General features: G+C 41.4%; 19 protein-coding genes. 5 read left to right on the top strand and 14 right to left on the bottom strand.

Annotated features, from left to right (window positions below; all coding sequences use genetic code 11):
- Positions 1-59 precede the first annotated feature (59 nt).
- Complete coding sequence (locus K5Q29_RS01250; protein WP_105139822.1) at positions 60-419, bottom strand: DUF1304 domain-containing protein; 360 nt, start codon at positions 417-419, stop codon at positions 60-62.
- Positions 420-437: 18 nt separating this feature from the next.
- The gene (locus K5Q29_RS01245) at positions 438-863 is read right to left on the bottom strand and encodes a MarR family winged helix-turn-helix transcriptional regulator (protein WP_024416660.1); all 426 of its coding nucleotides are present in this window, start codon (positions 861-863) and stop codon (positions 438-440) included.
- Positions 864-1,024: 161 nt separating this feature from the next.
- Between K5Q29_RS01245 and K5Q29_RS01240 the strand changes: the two genes are divergently transcribed.
- From K5Q29_RS01240 to K5Q29_RS01230, 3 genes are read left to right on the top strand one after another with little or no spacing between them, the layout of a single operon-like run.
- Positions 1,025-1,783 carry a threonine/serine exporter family protein gene (locus tag K5Q29_RS01240; protein ID WP_099776105.1) on the top strand — a complete coding sequence of 253 codons (759 nt, stop codon included), beginning with the start codon at positions 1,025-1,027 and terminating at the stop codon, positions 1,781-1,783.
- Positions 1,784-1,786: 3 nt separating this feature from the next.
- Positions 1,787-2,239, top strand: coding sequence for a threonine/serine exporter family protein (locus tag K5Q29_RS01235; RefSeq protein WP_024400719.1), 453 nt, complete (start codon positions 1,787-1,789; stop codon positions 2,237-2,239).
- A gap of 56 nt (positions 2,240-2,295) precedes the next feature.
- Positions 2,296-3,534, top strand: a complete 1,239-nt coding sequence (locus tag K5Q29_RS01230) for a cation diffusion facilitator family transporter (protein ID WP_105139823.1) — start codon at positions 2,296-2,298, stop codon at positions 3,532-3,534.
- A 282-nt stretch (positions 3,535-3,816) separates the two neighbouring features.
- Here the strand turns inward: K5Q29_RS01230 and K5Q29_RS01225 are convergent, their stop codons facing one another.
- The 5 genes from K5Q29_RS01225 to folE are packed head-to-tail and all read right to left on the bottom strand — an operon-like array spanning position 3,817 to position 7,402.
- Entirely contained in the window at positions 3,817-5,127 is a 1,311-nt protein-coding gene (locus K5Q29_RS01225; protein ID WP_105139824.1) for a GntP family permease, read from the bottom strand.
- A gap of 50 nt (positions 5,128-5,177) precedes the next feature.
- On the bottom strand, positions 5,178-5,666 hold the full coding sequence (gene folK / locus K5Q29_RS01220) for a 2-amino-4-hydroxy-6-hydroxymethyldihydropteridine diphosphokinase (protein ID WP_105139825.1): 489 nt from the start codon (positions 5,664-5,666) through the stop codon (positions 5,178-5,180).
- A complete protein-coding gene (gene folB, locus K5Q29_RS01215; RefSeq protein WP_024400723.1) occupies positions 5,663-6,025 on the bottom strand; it encodes a dihydroneopterin aldolase in 363 nt (120 codons plus the stop codon). The genes folK and folB overlap by 4 nt, the downstream gene beginning before the upstream one ends.
- Entirely contained in the window at positions 6,018-6,830 is an 813-nt protein-coding gene (gene folP / locus K5Q29_RS01210) for a dihydropteroate synthase (RefSeq protein ID WP_105139826.1), read from the bottom strand. Before folP ends, folB begins: the two co-directional genes overlap by 8 nt.
- Before the next feature lie 8 nt (positions 6,831-6,838).
- Positions 6,839-7,402, bottom strand: a complete 564-nt coding sequence (gene folE, locus K5Q29_RS01205; RefSeq protein WP_002938082.1) for a GTP cyclohydrolase I FolE — start codon at positions 7,400-7,402, stop codon at positions 6,839-6,841.
- A gap of 166 nt (positions 7,403-7,568) precedes the next feature.
- Here folE and K5Q29_RS01200 point away from each other — a divergent pair, with 166 nt between their 5' ends.
- On the top strand, positions 7,569-8,051 hold the full coding sequence (locus K5Q29_RS01200) for an 8-oxo-dGTP diphosphatase (protein ID WP_105139827.1): 483 nt from the start codon (positions 7,569-7,571) through the stop codon (positions 8,049-8,051).
- Between the two features lie 43 nt (positions 8,052-8,094).
- On the opposite strand, the gene K5Q29_RS01195 is transcribed toward K5Q29_RS01200, so the two are convergent.
- Positions 8,095-8,772, bottom strand: coding sequence for a DUF4956 domain-containing protein (locus tag K5Q29_RS01195; RefSeq protein WP_105139828.1), 678 nt, complete (start codon positions 8,770-8,772; stop codon positions 8,095-8,097).
- Positions 8,759-9,502 (bottom strand): polyphosphate polymerase domain-containing protein, encoded by a 744-nt coding sequence (locus tag K5Q29_RS01190; protein WP_024384806.1) that lies wholly within the window; start codon positions 9,500-9,502, stop codon positions 8,759-8,761. The genes K5Q29_RS01195 and K5Q29_RS01190 overlap by 14 nt, the downstream gene beginning before the upstream one ends.
- Positions 9,503-9,694: 192 nt before the next feature.
- Between K5Q29_RS01190 and K5Q29_RS01185 the strand changes: the two genes are divergently transcribed.
- Positions 9,695-9,997, top strand: a complete 303-nt coding sequence (locus K5Q29_RS01185; RefSeq protein ID WP_105139829.1) for a hypothetical protein — start codon at positions 9,695-9,697, stop codon at positions 9,995-9,997.
- Between the two features lie 20 nt (positions 9,998-10,017).
- On the opposite strand, the gene K5Q29_RS01180 is transcribed toward K5Q29_RS01185, so the two are convergent.
- The 5 genes from K5Q29_RS01180 to K5Q29_RS01160 all read right to left on the bottom strand — a co-directional run bounded on the left by K5Q29_RS01180 (position 10,018) and on the right by K5Q29_RS01160 (position 16,977).
- Positions 10,018-10,284 carry a DUF2087 domain-containing protein gene (locus K5Q29_RS01180; protein ID WP_105139830.1) on the bottom strand — a complete coding sequence of 89 codons (267 nt, stop codon included), beginning with the start codon at positions 10,282-10,284 and terminating at the stop codon, positions 10,018-10,020.
- Positions 10,285-10,288: 4 nt separating this feature from the next.
- Positions 10,289-10,819 (bottom strand): hypothetical protein, encoded by a 531-nt coding sequence (locus tag K5Q29_RS01175; protein WP_105139831.1) that lies wholly within the window; start codon positions 10,817-10,819, stop codon positions 10,289-10,291.
- A 58-nt stretch (positions 10,820-10,877) separates the two neighbouring features.
- The gene (gene pheT, locus K5Q29_RS01170; protein WP_105139832.1) at positions 10,878-13,277 is read right to left on the bottom strand and encodes a phenylalanine--tRNA ligase subunit beta; all 2,400 of its coding nucleotides are present in this window, start codon (positions 13,275-13,277) and stop codon (positions 10,878-10,880) included.
- Between the two features lie 472 nt (positions 13,278-13,749).
- The gene (gene pheS, locus K5Q29_RS01165; protein WP_002939760.1) at positions 13,750-14,793 is read right to left on the bottom strand and encodes a phenylalanine--tRNA ligase subunit alpha; all 1,044 of its coding nucleotides are present in this window, start codon (positions 14,791-14,793) and stop codon (positions 13,750-13,752) included.
- 459 nt (positions 14,794-15,252) lie between these two features.
- A complete protein-coding gene (locus K5Q29_RS01160) occupies positions 15,253-16,977 on the bottom strand; it encodes a glycoside hydrolase family 3 protein (protein ID WP_105139833.1) in 1,725 nt (574 codons plus the stop codon).
- Positions 16,978-16,979 lie beyond the last annotated feature (2 nt).

Here is a 16,979-nt window from a genome sequence, read left to right as displayed (position 1 = left end):
AGATAGTTTAATCATACATACAAACCTAAAAAGCCCTCCTCAACGGAAGGCTTTTTAACTTATTTAAACAATAAAATGGAAATCAGTGCCAAGATGGCTGGTCCACCTTGGGTCAAGATAATTTTTGGACTAGATGTCACAGCTCCATAACCTGCTGCTACAATAACAAACAAGACAAAAATAGTTGTAATTTCAAGGTTTCCTGTGAAAATTCCATACAAGAGAAAGACAGCCAACAAACCATTGTAAATACCTTGGTTTTTGAAAAGTGTCGTCACAGACTTACGTTGCAATTCATCCTTTGTCATATTAAAGACACGACTAGTAGAATCTGAATGGGTCGCAAAGGTTTCCAAGTACATGATATATAGGTGCTCAATAGCTACGATACTAGCTAGAATAGTGGTAAAAATAGACATAATGTCTCCTCTCAAAAATTATATAGGTAGATTTTGCAAGCCAATCAACAGTTTATCAAGAGTGGCTAGGAATTGCTCGCTCTCCTCAACAGTTAGAATCTGATTCATCGAAGCTTTAATAGCTAGGTGGTGAGCAGAAGGACTCGTGACTAGCGCTTCCCTAGCCTGCTCAGTTGGCCAGACAAGTACTTCTCTCTGATTGTCAGGATTTCGCTTGCGAATGATATAGCCGCTCTCTTCCAACAATTTGAGATGACGTGTAACCGCTGCGCGGTCTATCTGAAGCTTCTCCTGCAAAGCCAACTGATGCAGGGGTGCATCTTTTAATAATGCTTGCAATATTGAATAGCGTGTCAAACTGATTCCCAACTGCTTTTCAAAAAGATTGGAAATCGTCTCATCTGCCACTTTCAGTCTGTATAACAAATCTTCCATTTCTTGCATTATCTACCTCTTTTGATTGACTAATCAATCATTGATAAGTCAATTATACTACAATCCGAACAATTTTCAACTATTTTGCCTAACTATTAAAAAAATATGTTGTCTACACCTATATTTTGTTATAATTAAAAAAATAACTAGCAGAGGGATGGGACTTACTTATGGAAAATACTCCTAGACTAAACTTGGTCATAGATGTGCTCATGCTCGCTGGTGCCATTTTGGCACAAAGCGGTGCAGAAATTCACCGAGTTGAAGATACCATGATTCGGATTGCACATTCACAAGGAATTGAACAGGCCAATGTCCTTGCCATCCCTGCTGCTATCTTTTTCTCCATCGACCATACGAATATTTCGCGTATGAAACGCATCGTAAATTCAAATTACGACATGCAGAAAGTTTGTGACGTCAACCAAATCTCCCGTTCCCTAGCCAATGAAGAAATCAGCCTGGAAGACGCTTGGAGCCAATTAAATGCAATCAAACAACAAAAGCCACCTTATAACAATATCCAAATAACCTTAGCTGCCGTAGTAGCCGCACCATTTTTTACCATTATGTTCGGAGGTTCTCTTTTAGATGCAGCAGGTGCTGTCCTCGCAACGGCTTTGGCTTTCCCTATCTCACTGATTGTCGAGCGCTACGTTGGAATTGATTTTGTTACCACCTTCGTTGGCGCCTTTGTCTTCTCACTTACCTCCTACTTATTAAGCGCAACCACTACTCTCCCCATTAATCCCAACTTAATTAACGCAGGGGCAGTCATGCCTTTTGTACCAGGGATTGCTTTTACAAATGCTGTAAGAGACCTTATGACCAATCATATCAATACAGGGATGACCAAATTTTTCCAAACAGCGCTTATTATTTTATCGCTCGGTGCAGGTACAACTGTGGCCTTTATGCTTGTGAGGTAATCTATGACACCAGTTAACTTCTTATTACAGGCACTAGCCTCTTATATCGCTATCGCAGCCTTCTTAATTGTTCTCAATGTTCAAAGAAAAATGCTAGTCCCCGGTGGACTCCTAGGCATGCTAGTCTGGCTCATCTATCTTTCATTATTAGGACCAACTAATGTACTGATTGCAACCTTCCTTGCAGCAATTATCGGATCTTGCATTAGTCAAATCATGAGTATTTTGCTTAAAACACCATCTGTTATTTTTTCACTTGCTATCCTAGCACCGCTTGTTCCAGGCTATCGAGCCTACATGACCACGACTTATTTCGTTTCTGGTGACCACGCTCAAGCCCTAACCAATATCACTACCGTCTTAACTTTAGCCTTAGTCATTCCCATCGGTATGGCCAGCGGAACAATATTATTACGCCTTTATAAGGTTCTTCGAACAGGCAAAAAAACAGCCTAACCCCTTGAAAATAAGGGGCCTTTTTGTTAAAATGAAAACTTATCAAAGGAGATGCTATGAACCAAAACGTAACCAATTTAAAACTTGCTGAACGTGGTGCCTTGCTATCTATCGGTGCCTATATTATCCTATCAGGTATCAAACTCGTTGCAGGACAGCTCTTTCATTCAGATGCCTTACGAGCAGATGCCTTCAATAATATTTCTGATATTATCGGTAATATCGCTGTACTTATTGGACTAAAAATGGCACAGAAACCAGCTGATACCGATCATAAATTTGGACACTGGAAAATGGAAGATTTAGCAAGCTTGATTACATCCTTCATCATGTTTGTCGTTGGTTTCCAAGTACTCTATGATACCCTCCAAAAACTAATCAGCAATTCTTCTATCGAAGTAGACATTATGGGGGCCATTGTCGGAATTTTTTCTGCACTAGTTATGTTAGCTGTTTATTTATATAATAACCGCTTGGCAAAAAAAGTACGTTCCAAGGCCTTAGAAGCAGCTGCCAAGGATAATCTATCCGATGCAGTCACTTCCATAGGAACTTCTATCGCAATCTTTGCTGCAGCTTTCAACTTCCCTATTGTCGATAAAATTGCAGCCATCATCATCACCTTCTTTATCCTAAAAACAGCCTACGATATTTTTATGGAAAGCTTCTTTACCCTATCTGATGGATTTGATGAAAATTTATTGAAAAAGTACGAGGAAGATATTCTCAAACTCCCAAAAATCGTTTCTGTCAAATCACAACGTGGTCGGACTTATGGAGCCAATATCTATCTTGATGTTGTTTTAGAAATGAATCCAGACTTATCCGTTTATGAAAGTCATGAAGTGACTGAGCAGGTTGAGCAACTCCTAACACTCAAACATGGAGTTTTTGATGTGGATATTCACGTAGAACCATCTGAAATTCCACACGATGAGATGTATGAGCATGTGTACGATAAACTCTTCCGTTTTGAAACAGAGATACAAGCGCATGCTAATGGGTATGAAGAATTGATTGACGACCAGTATCTCTTAATTGATGCCAAAGGCCACTACCGAAATAAAACTCAGATGCTTGCCGACCACCCCATCCAAACGACGTATTTATCAAATTACCAAATGACATCTATTAGCCATAAATCAAAATTAGTTACGTTTGAAATTGGTGATTATGTTCATACATCACTTTGGCGCCGTCATGAAAATTGGACTGTTATTTTCCATCAAATTTCAAAGAAGCAAGCCTCTCAGAACGAATCTACTGAAAAAATCTCTGATTTGCATAATCCATAATAAAAAATAGGAATTTTCCCTGAATTATAGGGAGAATTCCTACTTTTTTAACCTTCCTTTTGAGCTATTATAGTCTTTTATACTCAATTTGTAGTTATTTAGTTTTTGTTTAGTATATGATAAAAGCTAAATAACTATAGAAGATTAGAGCTTACTGTTTTTGGATTTCGTTGATTATTATATTATAAAGAAAAAGCCTCTACCCGAATAAATATTGGAGTAGAGGTTTTAACTGAATGATATTGCCCATTGGCAGGGCTTTTATTTGTTTGTTAATCAATCCTAATATAGCAAAGGCGCCAACAGTAAAATCACAAGTAAGGCTAACAAATGCCCAACTGTCACTAGGATAAACGAATACTTGAGGCCACGTTTCATACTTAATTTCGAAAGATTGTGGAAGGTAATCATCACACCAGACTGAGGCATAACTGTCAAGATAGCCGATGCAACAACTACTACACGATGCAACAACTCCGGATTAATCCCCATTTCCAAATAGGCAGGAAGGAAATTACTTGAAGCAATACCTACCGCACCAGAAGATGAACCGATAATGCCACTAATCAATGCTGTCGAAACAGATAAACTAATCAGTGGTGATCCTGGTATTTGTTGAATCCATTCTTGAATGACTGCAAAACCTGCTGACAAGGTTAACACCGTCCCAAATGCTACGGTACTAGAAGTTGCAAAAGCAGGCACTATAGATGCTGTTGTCGCAGCATTCAAAATTTCTTTTTGATTTGGCAGATATGGATAAAAAATCAAGGCTGATAGAAGGATAGAGACCAACAATCCGATTGCCAGGACATTCGGAGTTTTACTCATTAGGAAAATCGTCCCAATAAGACTGAATAGAGGCAAGACTGATAAAAATAGATTTGGTGTCTTATCAGCTACCACTACTGCAGTTTCATCCTCTTCTTCCGTATACGTCTCTCCATTTGCTAGACTTTTCTTGAGGCAGTAGGCCATGTAGAGCAAGCCAAATATTAATAGCGTCAAGCTGGCTGCCAAACTGATAACGGGTGCCGCGGTCAAGCTAGTTCCCAAAACTTTTGTCGGAATGACATTCTGGATGGAAGGTGCCCCAGGAAGAGTTGTCATCGTATAAGTACCTGCTCCCAAAAAGACAGGAATCGGAAAAAGTGCCCAGTTGATATTCAACTCTTTAAAGAGTGGGCGTGAAAGGGGAAGCAAGGTAAAAATGACTACAAAAATACTCACACCACCATAGGTCAGAATGGAAGCAATCAAAGTGATGGCTAACAAGCCCTTATAGGGACTATCTTTTCCCATTACTTTCAAAATGCTATTGGCAATCGTCTGCGTAGCTCCACTTGCCTCCATATAACGTGCCAATATAGACCCCAACATAAAGATGGCAAAATTATTAATCAAAAAAACTGCTAAGCCCGCCATATAAGACTGCTCTTTGCCCAACATAACTTCCAAAACATTCATCTGATTGGTCAGAATGATGATTAAACTAGCTAGTGGTGCAGCAATGATAACATGTAAATTTTTTGATGTCCAATAAATAATGGCTACAATAGCCAATAAAACTCCTAAAGTTGCTAAAATTGTCATAAAACTCCTTTATCTATTCTATCCTCTAATAAACCTAGTATCAGAGGTAACTATTTGAAAATTTTTATATCTTTTTGTTCCCCTAGTTCTGCAAGTAAGTCCGATACCACTTTTTTCAAAATTGGGTGACGGTAATCAGAAGCAATCTCAGCAAGAGGTTTGAGAACAAATGCTCTTTCATGGGCGTAGGGATGGGGAACAATCAGATTCTCTTCTTGAATCTTCTCCTCATCCCAAAAAATAATATCCAAATCAATGGTCCGTTGTCCCCATTTTTCAATCCGTACTCGGTCCAACTCTTGTTCGATGTTCTGGCAAACGCTTAGAAAATCCTGAGCAGACAAATCAGTATACACTTGACAGGCTAGATTGAGGAAATTAGCCTGATCTGTCTTGCCCCAAGCTGGAGTTTCATAAATATTGGAAGCTAAGCCAAGCTGGCAACCTGGATGCCTGGCTAATTTGTCTAGGGCTGCCTGTAAATAGGCTTGCCGATTGCCCATGTTCCCTCCGATACTGAGATAGGCTAGATGCTTCATGGTCGTTCACGCTCCAATTCAATTCCGACAGAATCATAGTGTCCAGCAATGGGCGGATTTTCCTTGTAAATGGCCAAGCGAATCTTCTCCACCTTTGGAAATTGATCAAAAATCTCCTGACAAATAACACCTGCTACCTTTTCTATAAGGATGTAGGGCTTGCCTTCCACAACTGCTTTAATGGTATCAAAGACCATACCGTAGTGAACTGTGTCTTCTAAATTGTCAGTTTGTGAAGCTGCTGTCAGGTCAACAAACAAATCACAGTCAACTGTGAAAATTTGACCAAGAACTTGTTCTTCTTTGAAGGCACCATGGTAGCCGTAAAAGCGACATTTATTAAGAGAAATCTTATCCATGTTGACCTCCAGAAGTCAATTGGTCCCAAACTTTAACGATGTCACGGTTGGCAGCGACATTGTGAACACGGACTATTTTACAGCCTTTTTGGACTGCCCAGGCAGACAAGGCTGCCGTTGCTTGATCGCGGTCAGTCGGTAAGCTATTTCCACCAAGCAGATAATCTACCACGCGCTTACGAGATATTCCAAATAGAACGGGATAACCAAGAGCAGTAATCTGTTCCAGACCTTGCAAGAGGTCCAGATTATGTTGGACATTTTTTGAAAAACCAAATCCTGGGTCTAACCAAATCCGGTCTGCAGAAACACCAGCATCAAGTGCTGCTTGGGCACGCTCGGCTAGAAAGTTTTTGACCTCTCCAACAACATCCGCATAGCTTTCTTCTTTCTGGTTGTGCATGAGAATAATTGGTACCTTGTACTCCGCAGCCAAGGCTAACATATCTCCATCATAAAGTCCTGCCCAGACATCATTTAAAATATCTGCTCCTGCTTCCAAGGCTGCACGTGCTGTGCCTGTTTTATAGGTATCGATGCTGACCAAACAATCGTAGTTTTCTTTTATTGCACGAATAATTGGAACCACGCGAGCAATCTCGTCTTCTTCAGACACAAATGTTGCACCTGGACGAGTGGACTCCCCACCAACATCAATGACGGTAGCACCCTCAGCCAACAACTTTTCTACTTGTACCAAGGCAGACTCCACCTCATTATAGTGACCACCATCTGAAAATGAATCTGGCGTCACATTGAGAATCCCCATAATGGTTACTTGATTCGCTAACTGTTCGATTGACATAGAACCTCCTATTTATTGTGAATCATTGACAAGAGTTCACGGCGCAAGATGGCATCTTCCTTGTATTTGCCAAGGGCAACTGTGGTCACTGTCTTACTACCTGGCTTGCGAATACCACGCATACTCATGCACATATGCTCTGCTTCGACCATGACAAAAACGCCTTCTGGTTCAAGGGCATCTTGAAGTGCATGAGCCACTTGATGAGTTAAGCGCTCCTGCAATTGAGGGCGACGACTTGCCACCTCTACTGCACGCGCCAATTTACTAAGACCTGTCACACGCCCTTTACTCGGAATATAGGCTACATGTGCAATACCATAAAATGGGACAAGATGGTGTTCACACATAGAATGAAAAGGAATATCCTTTACCAAAACAACCTCTTCATGTCCCTCTGAAAAGACAGCTGTAAATTGGTCTTTGGGATCCTCTTCTAGGCCGTTAAACATTTCTAAATACATCTTAGCGACCCGTTTAGGCGTATCTAATAAACCTTCACGATTCGGGTCCTCACCCAATAATTCCAATAATTGATAAATTGTTTGTTCGATTTGTTCTTGTTTTGACATAGTGCATCCTAAATAGTTTGATGTTCTTATTATACCTCAAAAACTGTTTTCAGAAAAGGGCTTTCAGTATTCTAATCCCAAAACTGTCCCCTACCAGAGCACCAAGCAGGTGTCCCTACTACCACCTTTGTGGTATAATAGGATAAATCAACTACAAGGAGCCTTTATGACCAAAAAAACCATCCAACTCGCTACGATTTGCTACATTGATAATGGTAAGGAATTTCTTCTCCTTCATCGAAACAAGAAAGAAAACGATGTCCATCAAGGAAAATGGATTGGAGTTGGTGGTAAACTAGAACCTGGCGAAACACCACAGGCTTGTGCCATCCGCGAGGTCTTCGAAGAAACAGGCCTGACCGTTACCAAGCATGCCCTCAAAGGAGTCATCACCTTTCCAGACTTTACTCCAAACACTGACTGGTACACCTATGTCTTTAAGATAACTGGTTTTGAAGGAAGTTTGATTGATTGCAACGAAGGCGATTTAGAATGGGTTCCTTATGACCAAGTGCTCTCCAAACCAACTTGGGAAGGCGATCGCCATTTTCAAGCATGGCTATTAGAGAACAAACCCTTCTTTTCCGCTTGCTTCCGCTATGACGGGGATAGCTTGCTGGATTACAGCGTTGATTTTTATGAGGAATAATTCTATAAATTGAAAAAGCCTTGGTTTTCAAGGCTTACTTTCGTTATAAGAATTTTTTCTTAGGCATTTGCTTGTTCAATACGACATCCAAGGGACCGGCTGACAATACTGTATCTACCAAACGTTTATTTGTAATTTTTTTATCGAGGAGAACTTGATATTCTAAGATCAGCGCTTCTTTTTTCTTCTTGTATTTGAGGGAAATCAAGTCGGCTTGCTTGCAAGATTTACCAAATTGATTTTCAAAAAATTGATCATAATCAAAATTCATTGGCACTGTCACCAAGAGATGACGACGATTTTGATTGACTTGAGCAAAGCTGATGTTCTCAAAAATCAAGATACAAGCAGATAGGATGACCGTCATAAAGACAGCCAAACCTAGGAAGCCCATTCCTGTCGCTAGACCGATAGCCATCGCTAAGAGGACTGCAAGCATTTCCTTCGAAGAACCTGCTGCTGAGCGGAATTTAATTAGACTGAAAGTCCCTGCTACCGCAACACCCGCTCCCAAGTTACCATTAACTAATGCAATGATAACAGCAATCAAAGCTGGCATTAAACTTAGTGTGATGACAAATTCCTTTGTATAATTAGATTTATATTTATAAACAGCCGCTAAGAGTACCCCCATGGATAGACTAACTCCAAAAACCATGGACATCTGCGCTAAGGTAATATTGCTATTGGCCGTTGAAAAAATGCTATTAAACAGCTGCATGTTGGCTTACTTCCTCTCCAGTGATGTTGTGGGCAAGCTTATAGGCATTGCCATATTTTGAAAATGATTGTTTTTCGATCTGGTATTTTTCAAGCAAGGCTACTAACCATTCTGGTCGCTCTTCTGGAACTTTTACTTCCATGATTACTTTGGTTGGGTCTAATAGGTTCTTACCAAATTTACCTTCCATTGCATCCACATCGTAGTCTCGATACAGTAAGTTCTTATCAATTGTGAGACGAACTTTTTTGTCTTCGATTCCTTTATAGGATACGCGATCGTAGTAGATATACATCTTCGGCTTAATAGTCCCGTAGCGTTCTCTCAACATTTCGAGTTCTGATGTTACCTTATCATCCTTGATTGTAGAATCAATCACTCCATTTTCGATATAATTTGTTACAGAAACAGGGTTTGAAGTTAAACGGTATTTATAGCCAATTTTATTTTCTTTTTTCTTGATTTCAAGAAAGGCTTGACTCGATTCAGATGGTGTCGCATCATAGACACGCATACGAATTTTCTCACGTCCATTCTTTTTGGCAAGTGAATCTTGAATCATATCAAAATCTTCATTATCAAAGTAGATATTGGTAATCGTTGATGTCGCAAATTCATCTGCCATCATGTACTGACGAAGTTCCTTTTCTAAAAGTTCAAAAGTTTTTTTATCAACGATATATTTAGTCTCTTTACGCTTAAACTGCTTTTGTACGATTCTTGTTTTCATTATTGTGCCTCTTCTATCCTAAATTTTGACAGGTCCCTGTCTTGTTTACAAGATATAGTTTACCGACCAAGCTTTAAATGAAACTGAAAATAAAATTAAACAAAACTTAAACTACAATAAAGTTGAAATTCTTTTGTCACATTCTAATCTATGCTACAATAGTCCTATCAATAGTAAGGCAAGGAGAAACCCATGTACGAATTTGTCCTAGAATACGGCTCTTTCCCCGTAAAACTCATCGACGGTTTTGTCAACAATCGCTCAGAAATTCCTGATTTTCTCAAAGAGGATGAAGAAATGATTGCCCGATTGAATGAGATTAACGAACTCTTCCACCAACTTTTCTTAACCATCGAATGCAAGTTTGACTACATCGGCAAGCAATTCCCTGACAAGATTGAACAACTACGAGCACTCTATCATCCCCTGGCAGACGATTTACTAGCCAAGTATAGCAACCAGATAGAGTTGAAGATTGAACCTTTTATTTTGTAAGACAAAAGAGATGACCGCAATCATCTCTTTTCTTCTATTCTGTATTCCAAACCATACTGATCACGCGATAAGTAGCCATAGTCTACCAAGTAGCGTCTTAAAATTGCATAGTCATCATAAAACTCAGCTAGAAAGGCATTAACCTCTTTTTCAGTGAATGTTAAGCCTTTCTTAGCCAATTCTTCTTGTAAATAGGCAAACAAGACCTGCTTACTTTTCAGCTTTTTCGGAATGACAAGTAACTTCCCTTCTCGGAAAAATTTTTCTTGAATATCTTGGTGTGACATATTATCAATCTCCTCCTAAAAATATCATAACCTTTCGCCAAAACGAAAATTTTGCTTTATATTCAATCATATCTTGAAAACCATTGAAACCATTATAATGAAACGTATGCTCACCAATTTCACCAGTTGAAGTTTGCCAACTTACACGTAAATTAGGTATCCCACATGGTACCAAGGTATCAATAATAATCCCTGTACCAGATTGAATATTTTCTTTCTTTAGTATTCTCTTCTTTTTAAAGATATTCTTTTTTTCATTATAACTAAGCTCATAGAATTCAATTTTCTTCAAATCTACTCCTCTAGGAATTATTAAAAATTTTTCTCCACTTAGATTTCCTATTTTACACGTTTCATAATATCTAAGTTTTATTTCTTCTATTTGCTCATGTGTATGTAGCTGTAAGATATTAACGTTATCTACAATATTTGATTTGTTAAAACTAATTTTTATTATCAAAATAAAGATTGATAGAATTTGTAAAATTCTAAGTACCCAATCAATATAAACTTCAACGTTCTGAAAATTATCCATTATTACACCTATCCCAAAAATCCTAGCCCACAGGCTAGGATTTCACAATATTTACAAATTAACGAATTTCAGCACCAAGCTCAACCAAAGCCTTACTGATTTTCTCCATGTACTTAGCCACTTCTTCATCCGTCAGGCTATCCGCAGGATTTTGGAAGGTCAGGTTGTAAGCCATAGACTTCTTACCAGCCTCAATATTGCTGCCAGCATAGACGTCAAAGAGGGTCACCTTAGTCAAGCGTTTCACGCCAGCACCGGCAATAGCACCCAGAACATCCTGATGTTTGACATCGCTGCTCAAAAGCAGGGCAATATCGCGGCTAACCGCTGGGAATTTGGAGATTTCCGTAAATGGCTGAGCAGGCTGGAGAGCTTCTTCAATCGCATCCAGATTGATTTCAGCCATATAAGTTTCAGGAATACCGTAGTCCTTAGCCGTTTGAGGATGTACCTGACCGACAAAGCCGATTACCGCCCCATTCAAATGAATTTCAGCTGTACGACCTGGGTGCAGAGCAGCAATTTCACTAGTCGCCACAAAGTCAACTGCCAACTTGTAGTGACCAAAGATAGCTTCCAAGATACCTTTGGCATGGAAGAAATCAATGGGTACTGCTGGTGTCTGGAAGTCTTTCTCAGCCACCAAACCTGTCAAGACAAGGGCAAATTTATTGATTTCTTGCGGCAGGTCTTCTTTTGGATTGCCTGACTGTTCAAAGATTTTACCGATTTCGTAGAGGGCCAAGTTCTTGTTCTTACGGGCCACGTTGTAGGCTACCGTTTCCAGCATACCAGACACCATATTCTGACGAAGGGCAGAGCGGTCAACGGTCATCGGCCACATGAGTTCGGTGACTGTGGTTGGACGAGCCGCAAACTCCACTGCCTTTTCAGGTGTTGTCAGGGCATAAGAAATAATTTCTGTCAGTCCTGCACCTTCTGCCAGGCTACGCACTTGACGACGGATGTTCTGGGTCAGGGTCAACTCACCTGCTGTTCCGTCCTCTTTTGGAAGAGTGGTCGGCAGATTATTATAGCCATAGATACGAGCGATTTCCTCTACCAAGTCTGCTGGGATGCGAATGTCCCAACGACGACGCGGTACTGCTACTGTAAACTGACTTGCATCGCCAGTTGTTTCCATACCTAAACGACGGAAAATGTCTGCGATTTGGGCATAGTCAAGGTTGGTACCAAGCGAGCGGTTAACGTAATCAATGGTCGCTGTGACTGGGACATCCGAAGTGTCCACGCTACCCGCAGAAACGATACCAGACAAGACCTGACCACCAGCCAGTTCTGCAATCATAGCAGCTGCTGTGTCCATGGCCTCCGTCAAGGTTGCCACGTTGATGCCTTTTTCAAAGCGAGAAGAGGACTCTGAGCGAAGGTTGAGGCGACCTGAGGTCTTGCGGATAGACTTGCCGTCAAAAAGGGCAGCTTCCAGCACAACCGTTTTAGAACGATTATCAATCTCTGTGTTGGCACCACCCATGACACCTCCGAGGGCAACTGCCTTGTCCGCAACGGAAATGACGATGTCATCAGTAATCAAGTCACGCTCTTCGCCGTCAAGAGTTACCAAGTTTTCACCCTCTTTTGCCTGACGAGCTACGATTTTCTTACCGCCAAACTTGTCAAAGTCAAAGGCGTGCATGGGCTGACCGAAATAGAGCAAGATGTAGTTAGTGATGTCCACCACGTTGTTGAGCGGGCGGATACCTGCGTTCATGAGCAGGTTTTGCAACCACTGTGGGCTCGGTGCGATGGTCACATTTTCAATGACACGGGCCGTGTAGGCAGCCACCTTGTCTGACTCAATGGCCACTTCAATCACATCGCTGGCCTTCTTGTCGCTTTCCTCCAAGGCTACAGGCTTGAAGTTGACCTTGCTGTCATAGATAGCCGCCACTTCGTGAGCCACACCACGCATAGAGAGGGCGTCGGCACGGTTTGGCGTGATAGACAGCTCGATAATCTCGTCGTCGAGGTCAAGGTATGAAAAGACTGGCTCACCCACGACTGCATCTTCAGGCAGGTGGTAGATTCCATCCGCATATACTTTTGGCACCACAGAGTCGGACACGCCGATTTCGCTCAATGAGCAGAGCATCCCCAAGGACTCAACGCCGCGGATTTTGCCTTTCTTAATCTTGTAGTTTCCAGCGATACGAGCTCCTGGCAGAGCGACGATCACCTTGATGCCTGGCTTGACATTTGGAGCACCGCAAACGATTTGCGTAACTTCCTCACCGACATTGATCTGGCAGATGTTAAGGTGAGTATCAGGAATTGGCTCAGCAGACACAACCTGACCCACAACCAACTTAGAAAGGCCAGCACTCTTTTGCTCAACTCCTTCTACCTCAATCCCTGTAGTTGACATTTTTTCAGACAAGTCATGGCTTGTCGCATCAAAGTCAACGAGTTCTTTTAACCATTTGTAACTTACTAACATAACTTTTCTTTCTTTATTTTTTTAGAAAACACTACTTTTTCAGCTGTAAACCTAGTGAGAGGAGTAGGTAGACCACTATAGCAGCTACCGCTTCTCTCAATCAACAATCTAATAACTTTATCGGATTACGACGTTCTAAGGTTGACATTTTTTCAACCTTAGAACTAGTGAGACGATTAGACAGTTCGCCATAGCGACTGTCGTCTCATAAATAGGTGCTTCAGCACCATTTATGAGTATCTGAGTCCGACGGATTTCAAGCAAAACGATATTTTTTGCTTGAAATCCTAGTAAGGTAACTAGGAAAGTCGCTTAATACGATTTCCTTCTACTCACTCCTGCGGAGTTACGACGTTCTAAGGTTGAAAACGATACTTTTTCAACCTTAGAACTAGTGAGGGGAGTAGGTAGACCGCTATAGCGGCTACCGTCCTGTTTCTAGATACTTTCAGTATCAGAAACAGGGCTCACATCAAAATTGCTCCGAGAATCGTACATCGCCTTGATAGAATCCACGAATATCGTTGATACCGTAGCGGAGCATGGCAATGCGTTCCTGACCAAGACCGAAGGCAAAGCCAGAGTACTTGGTTGAGTCAATGCCGCTCATTTCCAATACTTGTGGGTGGACCATGCCGGCACCGAGGATTTCAATCCAACCTGTTTTCTTACATACGTTACAGCCGTCACCACCACACTTGAAGCAGGAAACATCCACCTCAACTGAAGGCTCAGTGAATGGGAAGTATGATGGACGGAGACGAATTTGACGCTCTTCACCAAACATTTTCTTGATAATCATTTCAAGCGTACCTTTGAGATCGCCCATGGATACATTTTCACCGACAACCAAGCCTTCAATCTGGTGGAACTGGTGGCTGTGGGTCGCATCGTCCGTATCACGACGGAAAACACGGCCTGGCGAAATCATCTTCAAGGCACCTTTTGAGAAATCATGCTGGTCCATGGTCCGTGCCTGAACAGGCGACGTATGGGTCCGCATAAGGATTTCTTCTGTGATGTAGAAGGTATCCTGCATATCACGTGCTGGGTGGTCTTTTGGCAAATTCATGCGCTCAAAGTTGTAGTAATCTTTTTCCACTTCAAATCCGTCAACGATTTGGAAGCCCATGCCCAAGAAAATATCTTCGATTTCTTCAGAAGTCTGGGTCAAGACATGACGTTTTCCGACCTTGACCTGACGACCTGGCAAGGTCACATCAATAGTTTCTGACGCTAATTGCTGTTGAATTTTTGCGGCTGCAACCTTCTGAGCGGTTTCTTCAAAGGCAGCCGTCAGCACATCACGCACCTCATTGACCTGCTTACCAACGATTGGTTTCATGTCGTTAGATAGGTCTTTCAGACCTTTCAACAAGTCAGTCAAGGACCCTTTTTTACCCAAAACCGCAACACGCAGGTCTTGTAGTTCTTTTTCTCCTTGGTGCTGGATTTCTTTTAACTTTTCAAGTGTAGTTTGGCTTAATTCAGCTAACTGTTGTTCAATGTTTGACATAATTCCTCCAATAAAAAAACGCATGACACCACTCGTATCGGAGCGTTGTCACGCGGTACCATCCGTTTTCATCTGCTAGGCAGACCTTAGTTCCATGAACCAGTATTCACAAGTGAAGTGTCGCACGGTGAATAAAGGTTCTAAGTCCTTGCGTGAGTGAATTCGACCAACTTTCACTGATTGAGCTTACAGTCACGGCTCAACTCCCTGGGCAGTTTCCATAGGTGTACTAGTCTCACAGACTTCTATTCAATTAAGAATATTCTATCAAAAATAAGAAAGTTTGGCAAGAAATCTTCCTAGAAAACTCCCTCTATCTAGGATAGAAAGGAGTTTACATTTAGAACATGTACTTACAAGCGAAGTATTTTAAATAAGAACTAGTTTTTTGAAGGAATTCTGACTGTATTTTGAAAAAACTAGCCTTAGATGAAAGTACTGAACTGTGAATACAGGTTCTTATAGTTTTGCCTGCCATTTATTGGTCCAAACATTCTCATTTGGCACACCATAGAATGCATCTTTTCCTTCTAATTTATCAAGGAGGGATTCAATCGTGTTTTTATTATGATGGTAGGCATTGATAGCAGTTTTGACCATGGTAACATCGTGAAGGTGAGTTGTATAGTTTAGTGAAACGAAAATGGTTGGAACTTCATGTACATACCAAGGAACTTCATTGGACATGGCTGTTTTCCACTGGATGCGGTAATTATTCTGCGCTCCATATCCAATAACATTGGCAACAGTCAAGGCTAGATCAACTTCTTCTCGGTATTGCAACGTTTTTCCTTTGATTCGAGTCGTACCATCATTGACGGTCACTTCATAACCACGCGCTTCCAAGGCAGATTTAAGGTTATCAACCACTTCTGTACTTGCCGCCATAATCCCTTCTTTTTCGCCTTCTAGGTAATACAAACGGATTCTGCGATGGGTTTCTGGACTGATTGGAAGATTTTTCTGTGTATCTTTCAACAGCGTAATTGCTTTGTCTGCTGCTTCACGTTGCCAAGCCAAGTGTTCTTCACAGCCGATAATAGCCAATTCATCAGCTGATTTTAGTAAGTTTCCTTCTGCTTGCTTGATATGCAGATTGAGTTTGGCTTTCAGACCTAAAATGCGACGGAGAGCATCATGAAGGCGTTCTTCAGTAATCACTCCCTTGCGGTAGCCATTGAGCATAAATTCAAAATCTTCTTCTAAGTTATTGAAGAATAAGAACATATCGCAACCCGCAGCAACGGCTGCAGGTACGTAGTCTTCACGACGCATCGCTGCTGTCATCCCCAACATGTGGCTGGCATCTGTTATGACCAAGCCATTGAATTCCAGTTTTTCTTTCAATAAATCTTGAATCAATTCGGGAGCCAGCGTTGCAGGCAAAATATCTTCATCTTTCAAACTTGGATTCAATGTTTGTTGATAGTAGGGCAAGGCTATATGACCCGCCATAATCATCTCAACACCAGCTTCAATATGATGACGATAGACACGACCAAAACTCTTGTCCCATTCTTCTGGAGAGAGCTCATTGACACCGAGGACTAGGTGCTGATCACGTTCTTCTGTACCATCTCCTGGGAAATGCTTGATACATTGAATTACATCTCTTTCAGCAGTCAATCCTTCCAAATAGGCACTGGTATAGGCAATAACATCATCAGCATTGGTGCCGTAGGCTCTGGTATTGACGATAGTATTGCGCCAATTCTGAACAATGTCCACGCAAGGGTCAAAGTTGACATTTACACCTAATGCAGTCTCCTCTCGCGCAGATACGAGACCTGCTAGGTAGGGGATACGAGGATCCCGACTGGCTTCCGATTGAGCGCCTGAGGAAATATAGGTTCCTCCTTTCACAGCTCCATCTCCACCTGAGTCGCAGTTCGCTGCAACCAAGAGAGGTACTTTTGAATAGCTTTGCAACTCGTTAATCAGTCCTTGTACCTGTTCTGGACTACCATTCATATAGCGGGCGCCACCTATGTGGTATCGATTCATCAATTCCTGATTACTCAGATTATTTCCGCTAAAAGCGTCTCCTCCGAAGAAGAATAAATTAACAAACAATTGACCGATTTTTTCTTCATCAGTCAGTTGAGCCAAGGTATTTTCCACCCAAGCAATCTGCTCTTCATCCAAACAATAGGGTTTCTTCCGCAAATCAACCAATCTAGGCATTA

Origin of the sequence: Streptococcus sp. 2018037, from assembly GCF_019754195.1 — a bacterium.
Classification (GTDB): domain Bacteria; phylum Bacillota; class Bacilli; order Lactobacillales; family Streptococcaceae; genus Streptococcus; species Streptococcus hashimotonensis.
This window is presented reverse-complemented; position numbering and strand designations above follow the sequence as displayed.

Bases quoted from the DNA above. Each gene is read 5' to 3' on its own strand.
- folP (WP_105139826.1), bottom strand. From the start codon at position 6,830: ATGTCAATCGAACAGTTAGCGAATCAAGTAACCATTATGGGGATTCTC.
- K5Q29_RS01180 (WP_105139830.1), bottom strand. From the start codon at position 10,284: ATGTCACACCAAGATATTCAAGAAAAATTTTTCCGAGAAGGGAAGTTA.
- K5Q29_RS01200 (WP_105139827.1), top strand. From the start codon at position 7,569: ATGACCAAAAAAACCATCCAACTCGCTACGATTTGCTACATTGATAAT.
- K5Q29_RS01225 (WP_105139824.1), bottom strand. From the start codon at position 5,127: ATGACAATTTTAGCAACTTTAGGAGTTTTATTGGCTATTGTAGCCATT.
- K5Q29_RS01240 (WP_099776105.1), top strand. From the start codon at position 1,025: ATGGAAAATACTCCTAGACTAAACTTGGTCATAGATGTGCTCATGCTC.
- folB (WP_024400723.1), bottom strand. From the start codon at position 6,025: ATGGATAAGATTTCTCTTAATAAATGTCGCTTTTACGGCTACCATGGT.
- K5Q29_RS01230 (WP_105139823.1), top strand. From the start codon at position 2,296: ATGAACCAAAACGTAACCAATTTAAAACTTGCTGAACGTGGTGCCTTG.
- K5Q29_RS01195 (WP_105139828.1), bottom strand. From the start codon at position 8,772: ATGCAGCTGTTTAATAGCATTTTTTCAACGGCCAATAGCAATATTACC.
- K5Q29_RS01190 (WP_024384806.1), bottom strand. From the start codon at position 9,502: ATGAAAACAAGAATCGTACAAAAGCAGTTTAAGCGTAAAGAGACTAAA.
- K5Q29_RS01250 (WP_105139822.1), bottom strand. From the start codon at position 419: ATGTCTATTTTTACCACTATTCTAGCTAGTATCGTAGCTATTGAGCAC.
- K5Q29_RS01185 (WP_105139829.1), top strand. From the start codon at position 9,695: ATGTACGAATTTGTCCTAGAATACGGCTCTTTCCCCGTAAAACTCATC.
- folK (WP_105139825.1), bottom strand. From the start codon at position 5,666: ATGAAGCATCTAGCCTATCTCAGTATCGGAGGGAACATGGGCAATCGG.
- K5Q29_RS01235 (WP_024400719.1), top strand. From the start codon at position 1,787: ATGACACCAGTTAACTTCTTATTACAGGCACTAGCCTCTTATATCGCT.
- pheS (WP_002939760.1), bottom strand. From the start codon at position 14,793: ATGTCAAACATTGAACAACAGTTAGCTGAATTAAGCCAAACTACACTT.
- pheT (WP_105139832.1), bottom strand. From the start codon at position 13,277: ATGTTAGTAAGTTACAAATGGTTAAAAGAACTCGTTGACTTTGATGCG.
- K5Q29_RS01160 (WP_105139833.1), bottom strand. From the start codon at position 16,977: ATGCCTAGATTGGTTGATTTGCGGAAGAAACCCTATTGTTTGGATGAA.
- K5Q29_RS01245 (WP_024416660.1), bottom strand. From the start codon at position 863: ATGCAAGAAATGGAAGATTTGTTATACAGACTGAAAGTGGCAGATGAG.
- K5Q29_RS01175 (WP_105139831.1), bottom strand. From the start codon at position 10,819: ATGGATAATTTTCAGAACGTTGAAGTTTATATTGATTGGGTACTTAGA.
- folE (WP_002938082.1), bottom strand. From the start codon at position 7,402: ATGTCAAAACAAGAACAAATCGAACAAACAATTTATCAATTATTGGAA.